The 23475-nt window shown below is 58.3% G+C and carries 22 protein-coding genes; 13 read left to right on the top strand and 9 right to left on the bottom strand.

Going from position 1 to position 23475, the window contains the following annotated elements; translation table 11 throughout:
- The first annotated feature begins 106 nt into the window (after positions 1 to 106).
- On the top strand, positions 107 to 1495 hold the full coding sequence (locus tag LG294_RS03060) for a CoA transferase (protein ID WP_404289389.1): 1389 nt from the start codon (positions 107 to 109) through the stop codon (positions 1493 to 1495).
- A 10-nt stretch (positions 1496 to 1505) separates the two neighbouring features.
- Here LG294_RS03060 and LG294_RS03065 read toward each other — a convergent pair whose 3' ends face one another.
- Positions 1506 to 2282: a PaaX family transcriptional regulator C-terminal domain-containing protein gene (locus tag LG294_RS03065; protein ID WP_404289391.1), complete on the bottom strand. Its 777-nt coding sequence runs from the start codon at positions 2280 to 2282 to the stop codon at positions 1506 to 1508.
- 58 nt (positions 2283 to 2340) lie between these two features.
- On the bottom strand, positions 2341 to 3210 hold the full coding sequence (kynA, locus tag LG294_RS03070; protein ID WP_404289393.1) for a tryptophan 2,3-dioxygenase: 870 nt from the start codon (positions 3208 to 3210) through the stop codon (positions 2341 to 2343).
- Positions 3211 to 3360: 150 nt separating this feature from the next.
- On the opposite strand from kynA, the gene LG294_RS03075 reads away from it, so the two are divergent.
- The 4 genes from LG294_RS03075 to LG294_RS03090 all read left to right on the top strand — a co-directional run bounded on the left by LG294_RS03075 (position 3361) and on the right by LG294_RS03090 (position 7172).
- The gene (locus LG294_RS03075; RefSeq protein WP_404289395.1) at positions 3361 to 4047 is read left to right on the top strand and encodes a CE1759 family FMN reductase; all 687 of its coding nucleotides are present in this window, start codon (positions 3361 to 3363) and stop codon (positions 4045 to 4047) included.
- Between the two features lie 154 nt (positions 4048 to 4201).
- Positions 4202 to 4987 carry a 2-oxo-hept-4-ene-1,7-dioate hydratase gene (gene hpaH / locus LG294_RS03080; protein WP_404289397.1) on the top strand — a complete coding sequence of 262 codons (786 nt, stop codon included), beginning with the start codon at positions 4202 to 4204 and terminating at the stop codon, positions 4985 to 4987.
- The gene (locus LG294_RS03085) at positions 4972 to 5781 is read left to right on the top strand and encodes an aldolase/citrate lyase family protein (protein WP_404289399.1); all 810 of its coding nucleotides are present in this window, start codon (positions 4972 to 4974) and stop codon (positions 5779 to 5781) included. The genes hpaH and LG294_RS03085 overlap by 16 nt, the downstream gene beginning before the upstream one ends.
- 59 nt (positions 5782 to 5840) lie before the next feature.
- Complete coding sequence (locus LG294_RS03090; protein ID WP_404289401.1) at positions 5841 to 7172, top strand: DUF6350 family protein; 1332 nt, start codon at positions 5841 to 5843, stop codon at positions 7170 to 7172.
- Between the two features lie 310 nt (positions 7173 to 7482).
- On the opposite strand, the gene LG294_RS03095 is transcribed toward LG294_RS03090, so the two are convergent.
- Entirely contained in the window at positions 7483 to 8118 is a 636-nt protein-coding gene (locus LG294_RS03095; RefSeq protein WP_404289403.1) for a hypothetical protein, read from the bottom strand.
- Between the two features lie 65 nt (positions 8119 to 8183).
- A complete protein-coding gene (locus LG294_RS03100; protein ID WP_404289405.1) occupies positions 8184 to 8705 on the bottom strand; it encodes a DinB family protein in 522 nt (173 codons plus the stop codon).
- A gap of 128 nt (positions 8706 to 8833) precedes the next feature.
- On the opposite strand from LG294_RS03100, the gene purN reads away from it, so the two are divergent.
- Together purN and LG294_RS03110 are read left to right on the top strand one after the other, a co-directional pair.
- On the top strand, positions 8834 to 9403 hold the full coding sequence (gene purN, locus LG294_RS03105) for a phosphoribosylglycinamide formyltransferase (RefSeq protein WP_404289407.1): 570 nt from the start codon (positions 8834 to 8836) through the stop codon (positions 9401 to 9403).
- Positions 9404 to 9436: 33 nt separating this feature from the next.
- Positions 9437 to 10951: an SDR family NAD(P)-dependent oxidoreductase gene (locus LG294_RS03110; RefSeq protein WP_404289409.1), complete on the top strand. Its 1515-nt coding sequence runs from the start codon at positions 9437 to 9439 to the stop codon at positions 10949 to 10951.
- 255 nt (positions 10952 to 11206) lie between these two features.
- Here LG294_RS03110 and LG294_RS03115 read toward each other — a convergent pair whose 3' ends face one another.
- Both LG294_RS03115 and LG294_RS03120 read right to left on the bottom strand, forming a co-directional pair.
- On the bottom strand, positions 11207 to 11875 hold the full coding sequence (locus tag LG294_RS03115; RefSeq protein ID WP_404289410.1) for a zf-HC2 domain-containing protein: 669 nt from the start codon (positions 11873 to 11875) through the stop codon (positions 11207 to 11209).
- Positions 11872 to 12375 (bottom strand): sigma-70 family RNA polymerase sigma factor, encoded by a 504-nt coding sequence (locus LG294_RS03120; protein ID WP_404289412.1) that lies wholly within the window; start codon positions 12373 to 12375, stop codon positions 11872 to 11874. Before LG294_RS03120 ends, LG294_RS03115 begins: the two co-directional genes overlap by 4 nt.
- 242 nt (positions 12376 to 12617) lie before the next feature.
- On the opposite strand from LG294_RS03120, the gene LG294_RS03125 reads away from it, so the two are divergent.
- Positions 12618 to 13124, top strand: coding sequence for a hypothetical protein (locus tag LG294_RS03125; protein ID WP_404289414.1), 507 nt, complete (start codon positions 12618 to 12620; stop codon positions 13122 to 13124).
- A 95-nt stretch (positions 13125 to 13219) separates the two neighbouring features.
- On the opposite strand, the gene LG294_RS03130 is transcribed toward LG294_RS03125, so the two are convergent.
- Positions 13220 to 16240: an alpha-mannosidase gene (locus LG294_RS03130; RefSeq protein WP_404289416.1), complete on the bottom strand. Its 3021-nt coding sequence runs from the start codon at positions 16238 to 16240 to the stop codon at positions 13220 to 13222.
- Positions 16241 to 16459: 219 nt separating this feature from the next.
- Here LG294_RS03130 and LG294_RS03135 point away from each other — a divergent pair, with 219 nt between their 5' ends.
- Positions 16460 to 17374 carry an N-acetylglucosamine kinase gene (locus LG294_RS03135; RefSeq protein ID WP_404289418.1) on the top strand — a complete coding sequence of 305 codons (915 nt, stop codon included), beginning with the start codon at positions 16460 to 16462 and terminating at the stop codon, positions 17372 to 17374.
- Here LG294_RS03135 and LG294_RS03140 read toward each other — a convergent pair.
- Positions 17357 to 17830, bottom strand: a complete 474-nt coding sequence (locus tag LG294_RS03140) for a hypothetical protein (protein WP_404289420.1) — start codon at positions 17828 to 17830, stop codon at positions 17357 to 17359. The genes LG294_RS03135 and LG294_RS03140 overlap by 18 nt on opposite strands.
- A 101-nt stretch (positions 17831 to 17931) precedes the next feature.
- Positions 17932 to 19269 carry an MFS transporter gene (locus tag LG294_RS03145; protein ID WP_404289422.1) on the bottom strand — a complete coding sequence of 446 codons (1338 nt, stop codon included), beginning with the start codon at positions 19267 to 19269 and terminating at the stop codon, positions 17932 to 17934.
- 159 nt (positions 19270 to 19428) lie between these two features.
- On the opposite strand from LG294_RS03145, the gene LG294_RS03150 reads away from it, so the two are divergent.
- The 4 genes from LG294_RS03150 to ykgO all read left to right on the top strand — a co-directional run bounded on the left by LG294_RS03150 (position 19429) and on the right by ykgO (position 23295).
- Positions 19429 to 20178, top strand: a complete 750-nt coding sequence (locus LG294_RS03150) for a DUF4303 domain-containing protein (RefSeq protein WP_404289424.1) — start codon at positions 19429 to 19431, stop codon at positions 20176 to 20178.
- 102 nt (positions 20179 to 20280) lie between these two features.
- Positions 20281 to 21951: a bifunctional phosphoribosylaminoimidazolecarboxamide formyltransferase/IMP cyclohydrolase gene (gene purH / locus LG294_RS03155; RefSeq protein WP_404289426.1), complete on the top strand. Its 1671-nt coding sequence runs from the start codon at positions 20281 to 20283 to the stop codon at positions 21949 to 21951.
- A 121-nt stretch (positions 21952 to 22072) separates the two neighbouring features.
- Complete coding sequence (locus tag LG294_RS03160) at positions 22073 to 23134, top strand: GTP-binding protein (protein WP_404289428.1); 1062 nt, start codon at positions 22073 to 22075, stop codon at positions 23132 to 23134.
- A gap of 38 nt (positions 23135 to 23172) precedes the next feature.
- A complete protein-coding gene (gene ykgO / locus LG294_RS03165; RefSeq protein ID WP_096289084.1) occupies positions 23173 to 23295 on the top strand; it encodes a type B 50S ribosomal protein L36 in 123 nt (40 codons plus the stop codon).
- Positions 23296 to 23475: the final 180 nt, after the last annotated feature.

Below are 23475 nucleotides of genomic sequence, written 5' to 3' on the forward strand. Positions count from 1 at the left end.
TTGGGTAGTGCGACGAGTTCAAGGCGTTTAACCCTGCATCAGTTGTCAGGATGCCGCGATAGCCACAGCTCTTGCCTGTGGCAGAGAGCAATGGCACGCTAGCCCCATGCCTATGAATCGGTACACGCGAGGAGAGGATGCCTCCCACCTTGGGGACGTGCCTTCGCTCGATACTGAATTTACCCAGTGTGGATTGCTTCCAACAGTACGCGCTAGAAACTGGAGTGGGCCTCGGCGCTGGTGGGGCGGTGCCCTAGATGTTGAAGGGCTGGCGATTGCCTCCACCGAATTATGCGCTGCGGCGGTTAATCAACTCACTGGCAGTCAAGATCTGTTCGCCATAGAGGCTCGCAGGGCCGCTGCGGCCTTTGCTTCCACGGAACACCTGCGCGTCGCAGGGCAACAGATGAGTCCTTTCGGTGCCTATTCTGGGTTCTTTCAGACTCGAGACGGCTGGATACGCACGCACGCGAACTATGTACACCATCGGCAGGCCCTGCTTCAAGCTTTGAGGCTTGAGCGTCCTGAACTGTTCGCTGAGTCGCTCCTGGACGTTGATGCTGGCGAGATCGCCGAGCTAATCACCGGCTTCGGAGGGATCGCCGCCAAAGTTCGAACACGCGCGCAATGGCAGGCCACAACGATGGGACAAGCTGCTGCTGCCGAGCCTTGGGTCAAATTCGTGATGAGCGATGTGTCGCGAGGCAGATTGTGGCAATATCCCCAAGATGTAATCGAGCCGCTCCGAGGATTACGCGTCGTGGACTTCACCCGGGTCATTGCCGGGCCCACTTCATCGCGGACCTTGGCTATGTTGGGTGCCGACGTCCTGCGCATCGATCCTCCGCATATGCCCGAACTGCAGGGTCAGTACATTGAAACTGGTTTCGGGAAGCGAAGCGCGGAAATGGACTTGCGCGATCAGCGGCAGCTAAACACCCTGCACGATCTATTGAGCGAAGCCGACGCAGTGCTGCTGGGGTACCGCCCCGGCGCATTGGCCGCACTAGGATTGCAAACACAGCAGCTACGCGAACGGTATCCGAACTTAATCATCGTTGAGCTACGCGCTTGGGGAGATACCGGGCCTTACGCAAACCGCCGCGGCTTCGACAGCATCGTTCAAGCTGCATGCGGCATAGCGGATGAATATCGAGATGCCAAGGGTAAACCGGGTGCATTGCCGGTGCAGGCGCTGGATCACGCTACCGGATACGCAATGGCAGCGGCCGTGATGTCCTTGGCGCATGCGCGAAGATCCCTGGGGCAGACCGGCCACGCGAAATTCTCGCTGGTTCGCACAGCTACGGCATTGCTGGATCAATCACTGCCAACTACGGATGCTGAACCGCTAGGGCGACCCGCATTGCGCAAAATCGACAGCACGTTCGGAGAACTGGTATATGCCCCGCCGCCACTCTTGCGTGGAGGTCTGGCCCTGGACTATGCGGGACCGCCGACACCGTACGGCGTGGATGAGCCAGTCTGGCGCTAGTCGCAAAATTTTAGCCTGCAGCCGGTCGCAGGAGTCGGGCAGCATGCTCTGCCGCCCGGTCTTTGAAGGATGCTGAAATTTCTAAGAATCGCTCCCGGCTTTCCTGACCGGGCCAGCTATTGGGGAGGATTTGATCGGGGAGGCCTGGGTCTAGGTATGGTATCGCTCGCCACGCATCTATGAGGACGACATAGCCGAGATAAGCAGCTTGCTCGTCGGTCGACGAAGCGTCTAGTTTCGCGGTGGTGGTAAGAAACGCGCGGTGGAGCTTGGCCAGCTTGTCCAAATCCCACCATTGCGCGGATGCTTGCCGGGCAGTGCCCGGGTAGTCAGGAGTCTGCGAAATGAAAAGTGTGGCGTAGCTCCGTGCGTCCAAAGCTCCGAGTACTTCAAGAACCTCGGATCGCAAATACTCGGGGAAGATCCACAGCCCCGCCGAAACGAGACCTCCGCCTAGCTGGATGAAATGTTTGCGCAGCTGATGTCGGGTGGCTCGCAGTGCTTCCGGCAAGGAAAAAGCAACAAGTACCCAACGATCATCGTGTTCCATTCGGCGCGGTGTGAAAATGCGCCTGTTGCCCCGGGCGAACATTGCCATAGCGGGTGAGGTCACCGAAAGAGTTGCAGGCTCCACGGGTTCCAACAGACCACGATCGATGAGGCGTGACACAGCTGTCTGCGCTGCCGGAGCAGACACTCCTGCCGCTCGAGCCAGTTCAAGGATTCGTGGACGTGGGACCGGCGTTGCCTCATGGCGCAGGTAGAGACCTGCAATGGTGCGAAGCACCGACGTAGCGCTACCGGACCGAGATTCGAAATCATCAAGGACGAAAGCGGCGAGGGGATTAGTTGGAGCCAATTTCTGTACGCACCGCAAATAGCTCGGGGAAGAACGTCAGGTCCAGCGCGCGTTTCAGGAAGCTGACGCCGGAGGAGCCGCCGGTTCCGGATTTGAAACCGATGGTTCGTTGGACCACGCGCAAGTGGCGGAAGCGCCAAGCTTGGAAGTTGTCTTCAACGTCCACCAGGTCTTCGCAGGCCTGGTAAAGGTTCCACGCGGTATCTTCTGACTCGTAGATTTCTTTGAAGATCGGCACTAAGGATGCTTGGAATTCCCAAGGCTTGGTGACATCGCGTCCGAGAATTTCGGACGGAATCTTGTAACCCTTGCGCGAGAGCGCGGCAAGGAATGCATCGTAAAGTGTTGGCTCGTGCAATAGATTCGTGAGCGTTTCGTGTGCCTTCGGGTCGGACTCGTGAACCTTAAGCATTCCCTCGTGCTTGTTGCCGAGAATGAATTCCACCGCGCGGTATTGGAAGGACTGGAAACCCGATGATGAGCCGAGGAAGCCGCGGAACTGTGCATATTCCCGTGGGGTGAGCGTCGCGAGGACAGACCACTGCTCGGTGAGGGTTTTCTGGATATGTTTTACGCGAGCGAGGCACTTCAGAGCCTTGCCGAGATCGTCAGAGTCGATCAGTCGGCGAGCTTCGAGCAATTCATGCAGCATCAGCTTCAACCAGAGCTCGCTGGTCTGGTGCTGGATGATAAACAGCATTTCGTCGTGATGCTCCGGGACGCTGACTGGGTGTTGGGCCGATAGGATTCGTTCCAAATCCAAGTAGCTTCCATATGACATGGCATTTCGAAAATCGGTGCGTACGCCGGACTCGATGTCGCGCTGATTTACAGGCTTTGCTTGCTCGTTGCTCATGAAACACATCGTATCAATTTCTTGGCGATCGTCACAAGAGTGAAAACCTGCGAATGTGAGCTCGAAAACTTTCCGATCCCGTGGAATAGAATCTGGGATACGCTCGTTATTACATGCATACGCATATAAATCGGATGTGAGGATGAGTAAATGAGCAAATCAATCGTGGTCATTTCGGGTGGTCTGGGTAACCCTTCGAGCACTTCTCTGCTGGGACGGCAGATCGGTGAAAGCATTGGCGCTGAACTAGCCGCGGCCGGCGTCCAAGCCGACGTGCTCAACGTGGAACTGAGAGAATACGCTCAGGATATTGTGAACAATATGCTCACCGGCTTCGCCCCTCCGGCGCTCCAGAAGGTCATCGATGCCGTCATTGCCTCCGATGCGCTCGTGGCCGTAACTCCGGTCTTTTCTGCCTCGATATCGGGGCTGTTCAAATCCTTTATCGATATCCTTGACCCGCGTTCCTTAGACGGAAAGCCGGTAGTACTTGCCGCGACCGCCGGATCTCAGCGCCACCAGCTTGCCGTGGATTACGCAATGCGGCCGATCTTTTCCTACTTACGCACTCAGGTGATGCCGACTACCGTATTTGCCGCCTCTGAAGACTTCGGAGGGGAAGGGCTTGCCGGAACATTGTCCGAACGAACCCGCCGCGTAGCTCGTGAAGTTGTCTCCGCTTTGGCCGCCGACAGCGGAACGCTTCAGGCGGACGGCGGTTTGGGTGATACGCGTTCGATCGCGCCTTCGGTCAGTGATACCGCTAATCCAAATGATCCCCTGACAACCCTTCCATTTGAAGCCTTGCTGGCAAGTGTGCAATCCAGCAGGAGCTAAGGGGCCGATTGGCCTCAGTTGCCCTAAATATGAGTACCCGGATGTTAGTACGATGTGCCAGAAGCCTTGAAGGTCGATAGCATTATTGCTTGTGAGCTATGTCATCCACGCTGCTCACGTAGGTGCAACTCGAAAGCGAAAGGTGTAGCCGTCGATGCTATCCGAGGAAACTATCACGGCGATTGCCGATGAACTTGTCGAGGCAGGAGCCAGCCGCACTCCGGTAGCGCGGTTGACTGCGCGCTACCCAGAGATGACGGTAGAAGATTCCTACCGCGTCCAAAACCTCTGGCGGCAGCGCTCGGAAGCCGCCGGCCGCGTGCTCGTAGGACGCAAAATCGGGCTGACCTCCCGCGCCATGCAGATGGCCACAGGCATCACCGAACCCGATTACGGGATCATCTTTAACGACATGGTCCACGACTCCGGCGCGACCTTCAAATGGTCCGACTTCACCGGTGCCCGGGTTGAGATGGAACTCGCCTTCAAGCTCAAGAAGGATATTGAAGGCCCCAACGCGAATATCTTCGACGTACTGGAAGCCACCGAATACGTGATTCCAGCCCTTGAAATCCTCGATGCCCGCGTGGAGATGGAAGGGCGCACCATCGTCGATACCATCAGTGATAACGCGGCCATGGGAGCGATGGTCATGGGCGGAAACCCGGTCAAGCCCGATGCTATTGATTTGCGTTGGGTCTCGGGCATTCTCTTCAAGAATCAGACAGTGGAAGAAACCGGAGTTGCCGCCGGTGTGCTCAACCACCCCGCCGCCGGCGTGTACTGGCTGGCCAACAAGATCGCCCCGCACGGCGACAAGCTCAAAGCCGGAGAGATTATCCTGGCCGGCTCATTCACCCGGCCTATGTGGGTCAATGAAAACGACACGGTCTTCGCCGACTATGGACCGCTGGGGACCGTGACATGTCATTTCGAGTAGAACCAGACCCATCGCTGAAGGACGCGTTGCGCGTGGCAGACCATGCGCTCACTGGCATCTGGGTCTGCTCCGCTTCGGCGCTCAACGCCGAGATCTGCGCGGGCGCAGGCTTTGATTGGCTATTTATCGATGCCGAGCATTCACCCAATGACCTGCAGAACATCCTGGCGCAACTCCAAGCGGTGCGCGGCTATCCCACAATCCCGGTCGTGCGCCCACCGGTCAATGACCCGGTCATTATCAAGCAGTTCTTGGATCTGGGCGTGCAGTCACTGATCATTCCGATGGTCAACGATGCCCAGCAAGCCGCTAACGCGGTAGCCGCCTGCAACTATCCGCCGCTTGGCGTGCGCGGTGTTGGTTCGGCACTGGCGCGCTCGGCGCGTTGGAACCGAATTCCCGACTACCTTAATCGCGCCGGTGAAACGATCACCGTGATGGTGCAGATCGAATCGGCTGAAGCGGTGGAAAATGTTGCCCAGATCGTTGGCACCGAAGGTGTCGACGGAATCTTTATCGGCCCCTCTGATCTGGCAGCATCCATGGGAGTCATCGGTCAGCAAGCTCACCCGGATGTGGTCTCCGGTGTGCTGAAGTCCATCGAGGCAGCAAAGTCCGCTGGCAAGTACGCCGGAGTCAATGCCTTCGATCAGGCAAGTGCGCGAAAGTACATCGAAGCCGGCGCCGATTATGTGGGTGTCGGTGCCGATGTTGCCTTGCTTGCTCGGGCCACCGAGGCATTGGCAGCAAGCTTCAAGAGCGATGGGCAGGCAGCCGCTCCGGCTAGTTATTAGTCCTGGTCCCATGACCTGATGGGTTGCCGTTGCGCGTCGCTTCTCAGTGGGCGACGGCAATGGTGGCACCATTGAAGATGATGAGCCGCGAAAAGAAACCCATGAAAGCCGTGATGTTGCGCTTGCGCAACGGATGGCCAATGCCCCTTGCCCTGCAGGGTGTGTTCGAAATTGTGCAATCTGTCGTGTTTTGCATGGCGCTGCTGATCGTGCCCCTGGTAGCTGTCTATTTCAGCGGCGGTTTCCTTGAAGATTCCTTTGAAACGATCCTGCAATTTGGTGGATTGTTATGGTTGCTGATTCACGGGGTGCCGCTCGAAGTTATGAACCTCGGGCCGGAGGCAGATCCTAGTTCTGTCTCGGGCTGGTTGACGTTGTTGCCCTTAGGTTTAAGTTTGCTGCCTTTTATCTTCTGCTGGCGTGCAGGACGGCGAATTGCAAGAGCCTCTTACACCGACCAACTTTGGCAAGGCCTAGCCGGAGCGTTCATTACCTATGGTGCCATTGGCACCGGCATAGCCTTCTTGGCAAGTAATTCCTACGCGCGGGCAGATGTGCTGCCCGCAACCTTCATTCCGCTGATTATCGCCTTTGTCGGACTGATCTTTGGCGCACACCGAGAAGCCGGCACTTGGGGCAGACTCATCGGTGTCGACGTCGCAGCGCACTTGTCGCGCGTCTCTCCACACCGGCGCTGGGCCGGGTCCTATGTATGGCACGTCGTTGTGGCGGGTTTTATCGGATATATGGCCGCCGTTGCCATCTCCGGCGTCCTGATGAGTTTGACCGTGGGATTGCACTGGGCTGATGTAGCGAATATTTATCAAGAGCTGCGTCCTGGCCCCATCGGTTCATTCGCGCTAACTCTGCTGCAACTGGGTATGATCCCTAACGCTGTATTTTGGGTGTTGTCCTGGATTAGCGGTGGCGGTTTTAGCATCGGTGCCGGGAGCACCCTTTCCACGCTGGAAACCACCGTGGGTCCGCTGCCATCAATGCCACTCTTCGCGGCCTTGCCCGCAGGTGAAGCTGGAAATCAGTGGCTATTTCTCTTGCTCCCAGTGGTGGCAGGAATCATTGCTGGTTGGTACTTCCTTCGCGTGGGTGAAAACCATCTGGAAGATTGGTTTGCCCGCCGCGTCCCTTTCACTATTCTCTCCCTTGGCCTGTCCACCATGTGCCTTTCAATCTTCACCGGAAGTGTTGCTGGTGTCGTGAGTTTGGCTGGTTCGTGGTTGTCTTCGGGGTCGCTGGCCATTGGGCGGCTGACCGAGATGGGTCCGCATATGTGGATCACCGCAGGCGCATTGGCCTTGCAAATTGGGTTGGGCACAGCGATCGGCTATTTGGTTGCACCCTTATTCGAAACCGACCCGGTGCTCGAAGGGTAGCAGCCGGCCACCTTCGGGTTCCCGATTAAGCCATCGAACTTCAGCCTTCGCTGAACCGGGAAGGCCACTTCCCAGTCAGTGGGAGGCGCGCTGAAAAGCATTCGGTTTTTTCTGCGCACGGCGAGTTCAGCGGGTCAGCTTTGGTGCAGGCGCTTCTGGGTAGAAGATTCCCATGCTCAACTCTCCACGGCTATTTTTACAAAGAACAGCTGGAGCAATTCATCCTCATTTGGGACGAACCGAACAACGAACATTTTGACAGTTCAGAGCCGGGCAACGCATCTGAAGCACGAGGGTGTGCGTATTTGATCTAATCCAAAGGCCGTATCGTGAGCGAGTCGCCATTCGGACGAGGAAGCTGGAAATCACCCAGCTCTTGGGAAGTTTCTGAAGTCATGACTAGCAAGAGGGTCGACTCTTCGCTGATAATTTCAACAGGTGGACGCAGATCATTGTGATTATCCGGCACCAGCTCGTTGATCTTATCGGTGACTGTTTGCTCTGAAATATCCGGTGGTAGCAGGTAAGTTACCACGTCAAAACTAGACTCGCCACCGGTTACTGCCAACAAGATACCGTTTGCGAGCACGTGTTCGAGCGGTGGGCAGGTTGATGCGGCAACTTCGGGATCCATACCTTGCTCTTTTGGAGCGGCCACGGTGATCAAGCAGAGCTCACCGTTAATACCTTCGGCCGCAAAATGCTCGCCATAACTCGATCGGGCCAGCAACCTCAGGGTATCGGCGATGTATGACTCGGTAGGCTCGAAGCCTTCAGGCAACCGGTCTTCGTCTCCGGCTTCTTCGTTCAGCACCTGCATCAGTTCAGTTGCAGCCGGAGGAGGGCCAGTTGCTTCCTCGGGTGCGGTATCGGCGCTGCAGGCCGACAGCATGAGCAGCCCGGAGACTGCAAGGGCCAAAGCCCTGCCGCTGTGTCGAATCTTCATACTCTCTCGGTCCTCGAACTGTGATGATCCGACGCATATATCAAGCGGTCTAATCAACGAGATGGCTAAGCCTTCAAATCCCAAACATGGTGCAATACATCGTGCCAAGCGTATTGGTTCAAAGTGGTCACGGTGAAGGCCGCGCCGTTGGAACGTAGACCTTTACGGCCGTAGTCGGTGCTGCTGATGCGTGCCAACCTGTTGCTGTAGAGCGAGGCTGCAGCTCGCAAACGTGCCGCTGCCTCATCGACTTCGAGCGCGTTGTAATTGGCTTTTTCGGCTGCCTGATCCTGATCCCAGTTGGGGAATGTTGGATCTTCCTTAGTGCTCATGAGCTCCAATCGGCGCGTCATGGTCACCAGCATATCGGCTACATGAACTACATATTCTTGATCGCTCCAGCGCGTTGGGCTGGTGCGCTCCCGCGCCTGCGGACGGTGCAATGCGAGCAGATAGCGGTCAACGAGCTGGGGGAGCTGCTCGATAACAGCCGCTGGAGACACTTGCCTCACGTCATGATGGCATTCGGTGCAGACGGACTCTAGGACGAAAGTCCAGTTCTTGTCATCCGGAATGATTTCGGTCATGGCATGCTCCTTTTCTGGTTGCACTTCGGCCCAGTCTATGCCGAGAAGCGCAGTTATTGTGAGCACCGTAACTTCACTTGCGGACTACGGCGAATGCCTCGCGCCAAACGAACCGTAGAATAGCCTGTATGCGCATTGTTGTACTTGTTTCCGGAACTGGTTCGAACCTACAGTCGGTCATTGACGCCGTGGCATCTGGACAGCTGCCTCACGTGGAGATTGCCGCGGTCGGCGCGGACAAGCACGGCACCTACGGCGTAGAGCGCTCGGCAGAGGCAGGAATAGAAACCTTCGTAGTCAATTTCAAGGATTACGCAGACCGCGGCGACTGGAATCATGCGCTGACCGAAAAGTGCCTGTCCTACGGCCCCGATTACGTGGTTTCCTCCGGATTCATGCGCATCGTCGGCGAGGAATTCATCAATGCTTTTGACGGTAACTACATCAACACGCATCCGGCACTGCTGCCTTCCTTCCCGGGCGCTCATGGCGTACGCGACGCCTTGGCCTACGGAGTAAAGGTCACCGGTTGCACGGTGCACATAGCCGACGCCGGGGTGGACACCGGTCCGATCCTGCGCCAAGAAGCCGTGGCTATCCTCGACGAAGACACCGAGGAAACCTTGCACGAACGTATTAAGGTAGTTGAGCGCCGCCTGCTGATCAGCACCTTGGCGGATTTAGCAACGGGCAATTAGTCGACAACGGCACAAAGTAGACTGGATGGCGACATGACAGAACATCCATATCTGGCGGATTCCACCGGCGACGACGCCCCCTTCACCCAAGCCGAACTTGCCACCGCATTGAAGGTTTTAGGTCAAGTGCACACGCTTGCCAGCGAAGACGAGCGACATATCGCCGTCCGCCGTGCCACCAGCAACATGTTCAAGGCCGCCAAACGCTACCGCAAATCCCAGAAACGCGCCGAAATCACCGCGGCGGACCGTGCGGTCATCGAACGCACAGCCACCGGCTCGCCAAACCGTCTCGATGATGAGACCCTCGGGCTCGATCTGAGTTCCTCTTCCGAGGAACACACCGCAGGTGAATACCTGCGCCCGCGCGGCTGCTACATCTGCAAGCAGCGCTACACCACCGTGGACGCCTTCCACCATTACCTGTGTCCCGCTTGCGCCGCGCAAGGCCACGAACGCCGAGACGCCCGTGCAGACCTCAGCGGAAAACGCGCACTTCTCACCGGTGGCCGGGCAAAGATCGGCATGCATATTGCACTGCGTCTGCTGCGCGACGGTGCCCACACCACCATCACCACGCGTTTCCCGAGAGACGCGGCCCGACGCTTCGCCGCGATCGAAGACTCCGCGGACTGGATGCACCGGCTTCGCATCGTCGGCATCGACCTGCGCGATCCCGCTCAGGTGATCTCCCTCGCCGACCGAATCGCCGCCGAAGGCCCACTGGATATTCTGATCAATAACGCGGCCCAGACGGTGCGACGCACCACCAATTCTTATCAGCACCTGATCGAAGCCGAGAATCAGCAATTACCGGAAGAACTAGAATTCCTGCACGGCGGACCGGAACTCTGGGGCGAGACCAACCCGCCGGCAGAACACCCCAAGGCGTTGGCAAGTGCGTTCCGGCTGGAGGATTCGGCCTTGCTGACGCCGGTGGCCCACTCGCAATTCGATGCGCAGGCGCTCGCCGATTTAGCCATGACCGCGGGTTCTGCCACCCTCGAACGGATAACGACGGGCACGGCGATCGACGCCGGAGGGCTGGTTCCCGACGTGGTCACCGAGAATTCGTGGACGCAGATCCTGGGGGACGTCGATGCGTTGGAAATGCTGGAGGTGCAGCTGTGCAATGTCACCGCTCCCTTCCTGCTGGCCTCGCGCCTGCGCCCCGCTCTGGCCGCATCCGACGCGCACCGCAAGTACATCGTGAACGTCTCGGCCATGGAGGGACAGTTCTCCCGCCGATACAAGGGCGCAGGGCACCCGCATACCAACATGGCCAAAGCCTCGCTGAATATGCTCACCCGTACCAGCGCCGCAGAAATGCTTCAAACCGACCGGATCTTGATGTCCGCGGTGGACACCGGGTGGATCACCGACGAACGCCCGCACGACTCCAAGGTCCGCAGGGTCGCCGAGGGCTGGCATGCGCCGCTTGACTTGATCGATGGGGCGGCACGGGTCTACCAGCCGATCGTTGACGGGGAACGCGGCATCGACTTGTACGGTTGCTTCCTGAAGGACTACGAACCATCTCCCTGGTAAACGGCTGTTCCACCACCGGGTCAAGGCGAAATTTACGCCAGCGCCTGCTGAACCCTTGTTGGCCACGGGAAGATGCCCGGTTCCTGCGCCAGGAGACGACGAACAGCCATGAGCAGCGCCTCCGGAGGTTTACGCCATCCCAATATGGCGGACGCGTGCAATCTGCCGTTTGACGCCTCGATGCAGCTCGTGGACCAGTGGCTACAGCCAGGTGGATGACCGTAACTTGGTACGCATGCGATTCGATACCATCCGCTAGCTTGACTGGGACGCGGCCTGAGCAGGTAATTGCACCTCAGCGAGAACCTTCGAGTCGATATCGCGTAACTGGATCGAGGAGATTTCGTCCAGCTGTACTGGTACGGCCCCGGTCATTCGTGTTTTGCCCGTTTTAGTAGCGCTCCAAGCTCCTGCTTGCTCTACGGCACCGGAGGAATTCACCACCCAGAGCGACAACGTGCCCTGAGTGGGGAGTCCGCTCCCGTCGAATTGAAGTTCGGTGCCCCAGGCTTTGGCGTTCAACCCCAGTCCGACCTGTTGCCCGGCAACGCCAACGACTTCATATCTGGCATCCGGTGCCGGTGCGGGGCGCACAACCGGGGCGAGGAAGACTCCGGCGGTCACCGAAGCCGCCACTGCGACGACGACTGCCGAGCGTTGCAGGATGCGCCTCGATCGACGCCGGGCGCGCAATGCGTCCAGCAAATCAATTTCTGGACTCACCGCTGGCTCTATGGGCCGCGACTCCAGTAACGTGCGGGCAGTCCCCGCGTCCACCGCACCGAGTCGGCCTGCCACGGGAGCGAATGCTGCCATTTCCTGCCGGCATTCCGGGCATCCGGCTAAGTGAGATTCGAAGTTAACCTGCTCATCGGGGTTCAGCCCGCCGAGGGCGTATGCTCCAAGATTAATGTGCTCGTTCATCGTCCTACCCCCATCTCCTCCAAGATCCCGCGCAGGGAACGCATTGCGTAATAGGCACGTGATTTCACAGTGCCCTCCGGTATTCCAAGGTCCTGTGCTGCCTGCGCCACTGTGGAACCCAAATAATGAAGATGCAATACAACCGTGCGGTGTTCGAAGGTTAAGCGCAATAGTGCTTCTTCCATTAGTATCCGGTCCAGCGCCTCTGATATTTCTCGTGAGGAGCTGCTAGCTTCCGGATCGGTTTCGCCCAAGGAAGAGGCCGAAATTCTGGCCGACGCCCGGCGATGCCGATCGATTATCACATTGCGCGCGGTTGCAAACAGGTAGCTACGCAGCGAACCGGTTAATACCGGCGCAGCCATCCACACCTTTAACACGGTCTCCTGCACAACATCTTCGGCCTCGTCTGGATTGTTGGCGACACGCAAAACGAAGCGCCGCAGAGCCTGGCCATGCTCGCGGTAGATGTCAGAGACCACCTGTGCATCTAGTGGCACCTTGGCTCCAGTCAGTCGTCTTGAGGGCAAAGCTTCACTCCCTAAGACGCGCCGGTACACAGAATGGTTCATTCACATTCCCAGTATGCCCAGAAAAATTTCTAAAAACATGAACCAGAACACATTTCTCTGCGTCTTAGACAACGAGAGCAATCTTCGGGCGACCCTGTTTATTGGTCTCACGTGGTTTAGGTCTTGGTAGGTGCCAGACCGCTCAGCCCGTCTGATGAAAGGAATGCATCATGAATAAGAACAACCGCAGGAAAATTTTTGCTCCGACCGCGGTGTTGTTTGGCGCGGCCTTGCTACTGGCCGGTTGCGGTGGCGGTGCGGGCACCGATGGTGGAAATGATGGTGGCGCAAGCAGTGCATCCGAAGCGCCCAAAGAAACCGCTGCAAGCGCTGATTTGGGTGTTGCATCTACCAGTCTCGGTGATGTCGTCGTGGACGCAAACGGCATGACCTTGTACTACTTCACCAAGGACACCGAAGGCGCCACGACTAGCGCCTGCACCGGTGAATGCCTGGTCAATTGGCCGATCGCCACGACCACCAGTGACAGCCCGACCTTGGAGGGAGTCACCGGCGAGGTTGGAACGATCCCCAGCCCCGAAGGTGAGATGCATCTGACGCTCAACGGAATGCCGCTTTACACCTTCATCAAAGACACCAAAGCTGGCGATGTCACCGGCCAAGGAGTTGGCGACGTCTGGTACGTAGTCGCACCCGACGGGACGATGATTCAGTAGCGGAGCAATATGTTGCGGTCGTAAGACGGAGCGACAAGGGGCACCCGGTTCACGCGAGACAACGCGTGGACGAAGTGCCCCGTGCCTGTCAGCGTCTACTTGGCCAGTCCGAAGCGAACCGTGCGTACCTCGAAGGCACCCAAGCCAAGATTCACCTCACCGTTTACTAGTTCAGCGCAATCCTCGACGAGCGCATCTTCCAGCAAGCTCACGGTGCTCGCCGTCGCGATTTCTGCGTTGATTTTCAAAGTGCCGCGCGCTCGCCGTCCCAGCGACTCATATACCCGAACCACCAGATCACCGGAGCGATCCGAGGCAAGCTTCACGCTGGAAACCACTAGGCCTTCGCCGTCGAGCGTGACCAGCGGAGCCACCGGTTGGGCACCCTGGATGATCCGCTCGGCGCTGTTCAGCAACGCACCGGCTTCGGTCGCGGAGGCGATATCCGCACCGATAACCAAACCATAGCGGTGGGTTTGCAGACCCTGGTCGGTTTCCGGGTCCGGGAACCTCGGTGCTCGCAAGAGCGATAAGCGCAAGGTGGTGGAAATACCTGCCGCGGTGGAATCTCGGGTGACATCAAAACCGTAGATGGAATCGTTGATCAGCGCCGCACCGAAGCCAGGCTCTTGCGCGAGCACGAAGCGGTGCATGGAGGTTTCAAACTTTGCGGCTTCCCAACTGGTGTTCACATGGGTGACCCGTTGGTGATAGCCGAACTGTGTCTCGGCGATCGTGTGTTCCGCACGAATATCCAAGGGGAAAGAAACCTTGAGGAACTTCTCCGCTTCGTGCCAGTCGGTGCTCTGCTTGATCTGCAGGGTCCGTGAGCCAGGAGCCAAAACGAGCTGTTGAGCGATCTTGGAATTCGAGAAACTGCGCAGAATTGTCAGCTGCGCACTTCCATCCGCTTCACGGGAGAGTTCCATCGAGTCCAACGCGCGGAGGTCGGTGACCTGGTTGCGATAATACTTGTCCACGTCCCAGGCGTCCCACATATTCGGGAAGTCCTGATGCAGCTGAAATAGGTTCGCCACTTGCCCTGGAGCGATGGCATCACGACCGGTGGCCAGATCAATCGCAGAGCTCACCAGGCCCTCTGCGGTGACGGAAATACGCACGAGAGAGTTCTCCAGCAGATATCCGCCCTCGTGCTCAGCAACCTGAACCGCGTCATCTGTGGCTGCGCCAATTTCCCCGGCGGCTCCGAACGGTATGCCCGCACGGGAGAAAGCTGCGCCGTTGAAGGTCAGCGGCTTTGTGCCGGTTCCGCCGAGAGTTTGCTGGGCTGCGGCAATGAGGGCTTCTGCGTCAGCGGTTACCTGTGCGTACCGGGCTACCACCTCCCGGTGCACCCAGGCGATCGAAGTGCCCGGAAGGATGTCGTGGAATTGATGCAGCAACACCGTCTGCCACAGCGTGTCGATCTGTTCGTAGGGATATTCGGCACCTGCATAGATAGTGGCGGTGGCGGCCCACAGTTCGGCTTCGACCAGCAGCTGCTCGGTGCGCCTGTTTCCCTGCTTCGTCTGGTGTTGGCTGGTGAGGGTGGCGCGGTGAAGCTCAAGATAGAGTTCGCCCACCCACACCGGAGGGCTCGGCAGCTCTTGCTGGGCACGGTCAAAGAAATCGTTGGGATGCTCCCACTTCACCGTGGCGCTACCTTCAAGGTTTGCCAGACGGCGCGCCTTTCCGGTCATTTCACGCGTGGTTCCGCCGCCACCGTCGCCCCAACCTACCGGCGCGATCGAATTGTTGGTCAGCCGTGCCTCGCGGAATTGGCGAGAAGCTTTGGCGACTTCCTCGCCGGAGAGCTGCGAGTTGTAGGTATCCATGGAGGGGAAGTGGCTGAATATTCGCGATCCGTCGATTCCCTCCCACATGAATGTATGGTGCGGGAACTTATTTTGCTGGTTCCAGGAGATCTTTTGGGTGAAGAACCATTCAAAACCTGCTCGGCGCATCAGCTGCGGCAGTGCGGGGGAGTAGCCAAAGGAATCCGGAAGCCACACCCCGGCCGAGGTGATCCCAAATTCGTCACGGAAGAACTTCTGCCCGTATAGGAATTGACGGACTAAAGACTCCCCTGAGGGCATGACCGTGTCCGATTCGACCCACATTCCGCCCAAGGGGAGGAAGCGGCCGTCGGACACTGCTTTTTTCACGCGGTCCCAAACTTCGGGGCGGTGCTCCTTCAGCCAGGCGTACTGTTGGGCGCTGGACATTCCGTAAAGGAATTCATCATCGTAATCCAGCAGTTCCACCATGGATGAACAGGTGCGTGATACCTTGCGGATGGTTTCGCGTAGGGGCCACAGCCAGGCAGAGTCAATATGCGAGTGGCCAATCGCCGAAATCTGATGAGCGCTGTGCTCTGCTGGGGCCGCGAGCACCTGGGCCAGCTGGTCGCGTGCGGTCTGCGCGGTTTCAACGATGCGTTGCAGGTCCAGTACGTCCATTGAGTTATCCAGCGCCTGCAGAATCTGCATGCGTCGGGGCCCTTCGGGCAGCTGGGCTTGCAGATCTAGCAGCACTTCAAGGTCGAGAACTAGGTCATGGACGACGGGTTCGAATACGGCTAAATCCATGCGGCGGGTGGCGTAGAGCTTGCGCGGGGACGAAGTGAGGATATCGCCCTGTTCGGTGGGCAAGAACGGGTGATAATCAAGGAGCACCGGATTGGAAGCTGCTTCCAAAAAGAGCTCGAGCCGCTCGCCGCCCTCGGCTGACTCGCTGACCGGGACCCATTGATTGCGTGGGTTCAGCGCCTTGATGGTGATCCCGTCGGAACGGTAAATCAGCCCTTCGCACTGAAATCCGGTCATGTTGATGTCGAAGCCTAGATCGATGACCGCTTCCACGCGGCATCCGGCCCAATTTTCTGGGATTTGCCCTCGCAACCTGAACCAGGTGGTGCCCCATGCGGCACCCCACGCGGTGCCTACCTGAGTCGGAGTGTAGTCAAGTGCGATACCTTCCACTGCGGGGATCGGTTCACCTGACAGTTCATGCCACGAGACCTCCAGCGGAACCGAATCCGAATACACTGAGGGACGGATTCGTTCATCCAGAACGCGTTTGACGCGTCCGGTGGTCAGCGAGATGTCATCATGCATGAATGCCTTTCTCGGAACAATCGTTCCTTGAGAACAATAAGCTTGCTTTTAGACTATCCAATAAGCAGAATGGTTGAGCTCTCCACCGCGCTCTCACGTGGACGGTTCTGAAACATCGCCTAGTATTCGGAAGGTTTTGATGTTTCCTTGTCCGTGGGCAAACGCGATGAAGAGATAAATCAAGGTAAGAGCCTGAAGAGAGGGCATGCAATGGTCACCATGGAATCGACGCACTCAAGCAAATCTGTACCGCTTCGACTAATCGCGCTCGATATCGGTGGAACAAAAACGCATGCGGTGCGCTATCTGGGCAACCAGATAGTTGCCGAGGTCCGCACCGGCACCGCCAACGTGCAAAACGTCAGCATTGACGAAGCGCAGCAGGCACTACGCGATGCATTCGCAGGCCTCGGCGAGCAGCCAGTTGATTTGGTGATCGCAGGTGCTGGTGGGATCGACACCGACGCCGATAATCTGGCGCTGCGCAATCTCATCGAACCTTTCGTGCCAAAGGTGGAAGTCCAAGTGGTGCACGATACCCGGCTGATTCTCGCCGCCGGGCAAACTCATGTGGGGGTCGCCGTCATTCTGGGAACAGGGTCAGCAATTTGGGGTCTGAACTCCTCCGGGAAAACCGCAAGGTACGGGGGATGGGGCTACCTGCTGGGAGACGAAGCAGCGGGCTACTGGTTTGGCCGTGAGGCGGTGCGCCACGCGCTGGACGAGTTCAACCGAGGTCGGCGCGAGTCTGCTCTGACCTCGTTGTTGCTGGAGCATACCGAGTGCGCAAATCCCGAAGAGCTCATTGCCCTCTTCCACAAGCAGAGCTCGCGCGAATACTGGGCTCGTTGCGCACCGGTAATTTTCGAAGCTATTGCGTCGGGGGATGCGGCGGCCGAAGAAATTCTTCAGCGGGCCATCAGCTTTGTGGTGTCCAAGGTGGGTGTTGTCGCCGGCCAGCTGGGAATCTCCGGCCCGGTAGTGCTCGGCGGTGGGGTGATCGAGCATCAGCATATTTATCAAGAGCGACTCCGTGCGGCACTGGCCGCCGATGGTTTCGAGGACCTTCGCTTCTTGGTCCGAAGCCCGGTGCACGGGGCGGCGTTCCTTGCCGGTCTAGCGGATGATCTCTAAGGTTTTCACGGGAATGGCGCAGGAAGCGCGGACGATAGCCAGCCCGCCGTAAATCCGATTGTTCACCCCGGTGTCATCGCACCAGTCCACTGCGTGCGGAAAGGCGCTGATAGCCGCTTTGCCAAGTTCCATGTCCTGCGGCACTTCGAAGGTGTAGCTGAACTTCCCGGCATCGCCCATGGGCTCGGTGGTGTGGATGATTTCGGCGCCTAGCGCATCGGCGATGCTGATTTCCACCTGGGCTTTTGGTCCATAACGAGGGTCGCAATCGGCGTCTGGTGCCGAAATTTCTACCGCTTCCCCGCGCTGCGCGGTCCCTTGGGACAGCGAAAATTCCGGCGGCATGCAGGCCGAATCCGGCTGGTCAGCCGCGCTGCAGGAGGCCAGCGCTCCCGCCAGGGCACCCGCGAAAATCAGCGGGAAAGCTACCCGGCGCATGACGCGGAGCGGCCGCACAGTTCCGAGCCTAAGCATGAACTCACAATACCTCGGCAAGCAAGGAAAAAGTCGCCTTATTCGCCACGAAGCATTCGCGCTCCCTGTGGCTTGCGCAGTTCCTAGTGGAGGTCGCGCCCGCGGGTTTCCGGGGCGAAGCGGGCCATGAACAACACCGCGAGGATCACCAAGACGGTAGCCCCGGCAAAGAGCCAAGGCAGTCCGACGATCGGCCAAAGCGCGGCGAAAAGCAACGGACCAAAACCCGCCGCAAAGCGGGACATGGTCGATGCCCAGCCGAAGCCACTGGCGCGCAGTTCGGTCGGGTACAGCTCGGAGACGTAGGCATACAACACCGGAATCGCCACCTGGACCACAACGCCGAACACCAGAATCCAGGCCACCGCGGTGGCCGGTGCATCGAGGCTGACCGCGACCACGATCAGCACTATCCCCGCCAATGGCGCGGAGATGCCGAGCAGCCACTTGCGACCCACCCGCTCAACGAGCAAGGCGGCGATCAGCACACCTACCAGACCCATCAAGGCCATCACCGCGGTGGCGAAGAACGAGGCTGACTGCGCCATTCCGGCCTCGGTCAGGATGGTGGGAAGCCAAGTCAAAGCGAGGTAGTAGACGAGCAAGACGGTGATGAACAACAGCCAGCTGGTTGCCGTCAGCTTGGCCGAGTAACGCCACAGCACCAGAACCTGTTCCCACCAGCGTGGAGCCTTGCCCAGCGGGGCTGCCTCGATAATGTAGTCCCGAGGTTCGGCCCCGGTGCGCTGCACCAAATCATCGATGACTAGCCGGGCTTCGGCCTCGCGCCCCTTGGCCGCGAGGAACAACGGGGACTCTGGCATCTTCAAACGCACCAAAAACACCATGAACGCCGGAAGGATCATCACTGCGAGGATCAAGCGCCAGTTCTCGGCCGTCGCCATAACCCAGCCGGAAACGAAGAAGGACAGAGCCGCGCCGATGGGCCACCAGCCATCCATTGCGGTGAGCACTCGTCCGCGCAGTTTCGCGGGGGTGAACTCGCCAACCAAGGCATAATCCACCGGAATGCAGCCTCCCAGCCCGACTCCTGCAAGGAAACGGAACGCGACAAAGAAACCAAAGTTAGGAGAGAGCGCACCGAGCACGGTGAATATGGAGAACATCAGCAAGGTCAGTGAAAAGGCGTTCTTGCGACCGTATTTGTCGGCGATCCCTCCCCAAAGGAAAGCGCCCAGCGCCATGCCCACCAGATTGGAGGTACCGAGCAACGCGGCTGTGGGCCGATCCAGACCCCACTCCGCGGCCACCAACGGGATGAGCGCACCGTTGAGCGTCACGTCCCAAGCATCAAACATGAAGCCCAGCCCACCAATGATGAAGATGGTGCCTTGCACCTTCCATTTGAAGGGCAGCTCCTGCACAATGTGTGTGCCGGAGGGGAGAGTGGCAGTTGACACTGTCGTTGGCCTTTCCTTGGGGTGGCCGGGCCGCAGAGTGCGCGGCACGTTTCGGGTCGAAGCATACCGAAATCTATAGCTACAGCGCATCTCATTACGCCTTTTGCACGGCTTCGTCAAGGCCTGTTATGCAGGGCCAGAAGGGAGTACTCTCTGGTCATGGGAGTAGATTGGACCGCTCTCGAAGAGACAATACGGGTGGCTGCTCTTCGACACGCGGCGGAAGTGATTGCCGAACACCCGGAACAGAACTTCTATGCCATTGCCCTGCACGGGGTTAGCACCTCGGAGAGCGAGAACATCGCTATGCCGCTGCTGGCATTAAATTCTGTTGAAGCGCTCGAACGCGATCGCCAAAGCGAGTCTCGCGAATTACTAGTGGAACGCGGCGAAGATCTCGATGCGGAGAATGACTACGAGGATCGTTCGGATGCTGAGGTCGAGGGGCAGCTCAGCGAAGAGCATGTCACCGATTCCGAAGACGAGTCGCGAGACTCTGAAGATGAGACCGATGCCGAGGAAGACAGCGAGGATCTCGACGAAGTCCTGAACGCCATCGAAGCCGATCTCGACGCAGACGATGACGAAAGTTTCTACTCAGATAAGTGGGAGCCGAGCGATTGGCACTGGTCAGCTATTGATCTATGTCAAGATCCAGCCGCTCAAATCTGGTCAGATGCGATGACGGACCTGGCTACCCGCGAAGGGTGGGAGAGCACGATTAAGCGTTATTATCACACCCTCGTTGCCGTAGCTCAGTCATTGCGTGAGGAGCTGAACGAACGCACGAAGGTAGACCTTGTCGCTTATGTTGCCGATGATGATCATGCAGAAAAGCTGCTGGAACTCTGCCTGACACCGCAGCAGCTCGTCGAGCATTTCCCGCAGCTGGGGCAACCAGTTCCGTAGCGCTGACATGAACTGAAGGATCGTCTGCTTACGGCGCTAGAATAGGGGAGGCGACCATTGGTTGCCCGCCCCTTTTCATCTCACCGCCGGGAGAGCATTTTCGTGAGTAAGACCGTCTTGGATCGTGTGGCCATCCGCCGCGCATTGATTTCCGTGTACGACAAGACTGGCCTGGAGGAACTGGCCGCCGGATTGCACCAAGCCGGCGTACAGTTAGTCTCCACCGGTTCCACCGCCAAGAAGATCGCGGCAGCAGGGATTCCAGTCACCGAGGTAGAGCAGGTTACCGGCTCCCCGGAAATGCTTGATGGCCGTGTGAAAACCCTGCACCCACGCATCCACGGCGGCATCCTCGCGGACCGTCGCGTTGGCGAACATATGGACACCTTGTCCGCCATGGATATCGAGCAGATCGATCTGGTCGTGGTGAACCTCTACCCATTCGTCCAAACCGTCGCCTCGGGCGCGAGCCAGGATGAGGTTGTCGAGCAGATCGACATCGGAGGACCTGCCATGGTCCGTTCGGCCGCGAAGAACCACGCAGCAGTGTCGATCGTGGTGGACCCATCGTTCTACTCCAAGGTCGTCGAAGCAGCCGCAGAGGGCGGTTTTGATTTGAAGACCCGTCAGCGTCTTGCGGCGAAGGCCTACGCCCATACCGCGGCGTATGACACTGCGGTGGCTTCCTGGACCGCCAGCCAGTTCCTCGACGAGGACGGCGACGGAGTGATCGACTGGCCTGCCTACGCGGGCGTGGCCCTGCAGCGTGCCGAGGCCCTTCGCTACGGCGAAAACCCGCACCAGCAGGCAGCACTTTACGTTGATGAGGCGGCCCCGGCCGGTATTGCCCAGGCGGATCAGCTGCACGGTAAGCCGATGAGCTACAACAATTATGTGGATGCCGATGCAGCGCTTCGTGCGGCATTCGATTTCGAGCAGCCCGCGGTGGCAGTGATCAAGCACGCGAACCCATGCGGTGTTGCCGTCGCTTCCCCTGATGCGGCCAACCCAATCGCAGACGCACATGCCAAGGCCCACGCCACGGACCCGGTATCTGCTTTCGGCGGTGTCATTGCCGCCAACCGCACGGTGACCAAAGAAATGGCCGAAACCGTCAAGGGCATCTTCACCGAGGTGGTCATCGCCCCGGACTTCGAACCAGAAGCCGTGCAGATCCTCTCGGCTAAGAAGAATATCCGCCTGCTTGCATTGCCAGAGGGCTACGCGCGCAACGCCAACGAGTTCCGACAGGTCTCCGGCGGCATGCTTGTGCAGGCCAGCGACAAGATCACCGCTGCCGGTGACGACTTCGCGAACTGGACTCTTGCCGCCGGCGCAGCCGCCGATGAGCAGACGCTGGCAGATCTTGCCTTCGCTTGGCGTGCGGTGCGGGCGGCGAAGTCGAACGCGATCCTCATCGCCAAGGACGGTGCTGCCGTCGGCATTGGCATGGGACAGGTCAACCGCGTTGACTCGTGCAAACTTGCGGTCGAGCGTGCCAATACCCTTGGTGTAAAGGTTGAATCCGGCGCAGATGCTGCCGGTGGTGCGGAAAACGTTGACGGTTCCGCTTCTGAACAGCGCTCCCAGGGTGCTGTTGCCGCCTCCGACGCATTCTTCCCCTTCGCTGATGGACTGCAGATCTTGCTTGATGCCGGGGTAAAGGCTGTTGTTCAGCCTGGTGGTTCGGTTCGTGATGAGGAAGTCATCGCTGCGGCGAACGCTGCTGGCATCACCATGTACTTCACCGGAGCGCGTCACTTCTTCCACTAGGAAAATTCCTCGGTGCGGGCCGCCAATTCATCCATCAGGGATGAATTGGCGGCCCGCTGTCGGTTAACACGAAGCATCACTTATTTATATTGAGAATCATTCTCATGTAAGCTCAAGTGCTATGAAGCTTATTTTTGTCTCATCCTTGGAAGTCCACTGCCGGGATGCCGCCGTCAGCCGACTGCTAAGCCGGTATCCCGAGGCCCTGGTCATTGGGCACGATCTGCTAGAAGGCAATCGCGTCTTGCGCCGAGTTGAAGGAAGGCGTAATGCTGCCGAGCGAGCCGAGTCCGTGCTCGAGCACGGGTGTATAGGTTGTGCCGTGCGCTTCGAAATCCTACCGACGCTATTGCGCCTGCTGCCTGGGCGCGAAGATGCTGTGGTGATCCAATCGCTTCCAGCCACTTGGCATAGTGATCAAGTCCTGGATATTGTGCGTTCCGAACTTGAGCAGCGTGGGGTCACAATCGACCATGTGGTCCTTGCATTGGATCCGGCCGCCGTGGAGGACCAATTTTGGGATCGAAGGACGCTCTGGGAGTCGGGCTTTAACGCCATGCCAAATGATGAGCGAACGGCAGGGGAATTCCTGATCCGTGAACTCGCGCTGGCAGACAGCCTGATGCTCGTTGAAGGCTTGAGTGTGGATCTGCTGGGCGAATCTGCTGAGCATCTGAAATCCTCCGGTGGGCAATTTGAACACGGGGCGCGACTTATTGCTCAATTGGCACCGCATGCGGTGCTCAATTCAGGCGGAAGTGCGGTAGCTTTGGGCGATTATGACCAGCATGAAGCCCTCCGCAGGTCACGCCCAGGGCATTTCTCGCATAGCCCAGGCGCGCCGGAGCTCGCAGATTCAAAAATTCTCATCAGGGTCGAGCGGCCACTTGATGCTGACCGTTTCCGCGAGGTGCTGCCCGAGGTGGTCGCAACCTGCATGTCCGTTCGCGGGACGCTCTGGATGGCAAACTGCCCCGGTGTACGTGTTGCGCTCACCGGGACTGGGCCACGGGTTTGGATGGAATCAACCGGCGCGTGGGATAGTGACGTCGCTTGCACTCATTTGGAATTGACCGGCTCGGAGCATTGTGAAGCCGAGGTCAAGGCGCTCTTGGAGTCCTGCGAACTAAGCGATGAACAGCTACTGGCCCTGCATGGCGCTTCAAACGCACTTGGGGCATAACAACAGGAACGCGATATGTGGGGAGGGGGTGAAAACGTATGAAGGTTAGAAATTCGATCCGAGCACTGAAGAAAGTGCCCGGTGCTCAAGTGGTCCGTCGTCGTGGCAGGGTCTTTGTAATCAACAAGAAGAATCCAAGAATGAAAGCTCGCCAAGGCTAGTTGTGCTCGATCGCCACCTCGGCCCGCGAAAACCCTGAAGTTCTATTCGTCGCGGGCTGAGGCGTCGTATTTTAAGTATTCTTGTGCCATTGTTTGGATACCAAGTTGCAGGGCAAGGGTCGGTTTTGAAAAATCCGGACAGAGGATTGTTGAACAACCTCTTGCGCCGATTGTTGAACA

The organism is Glutamicibacter arilaitensis, from assembly GCF_044793945.1.
Classification (GTDB): Bacteria; Actinomycetota; Actinomycetes; order Actinomycetales; family Micrococcaceae; genus Glutamicibacter; species Glutamicibacter arilaitensis_B.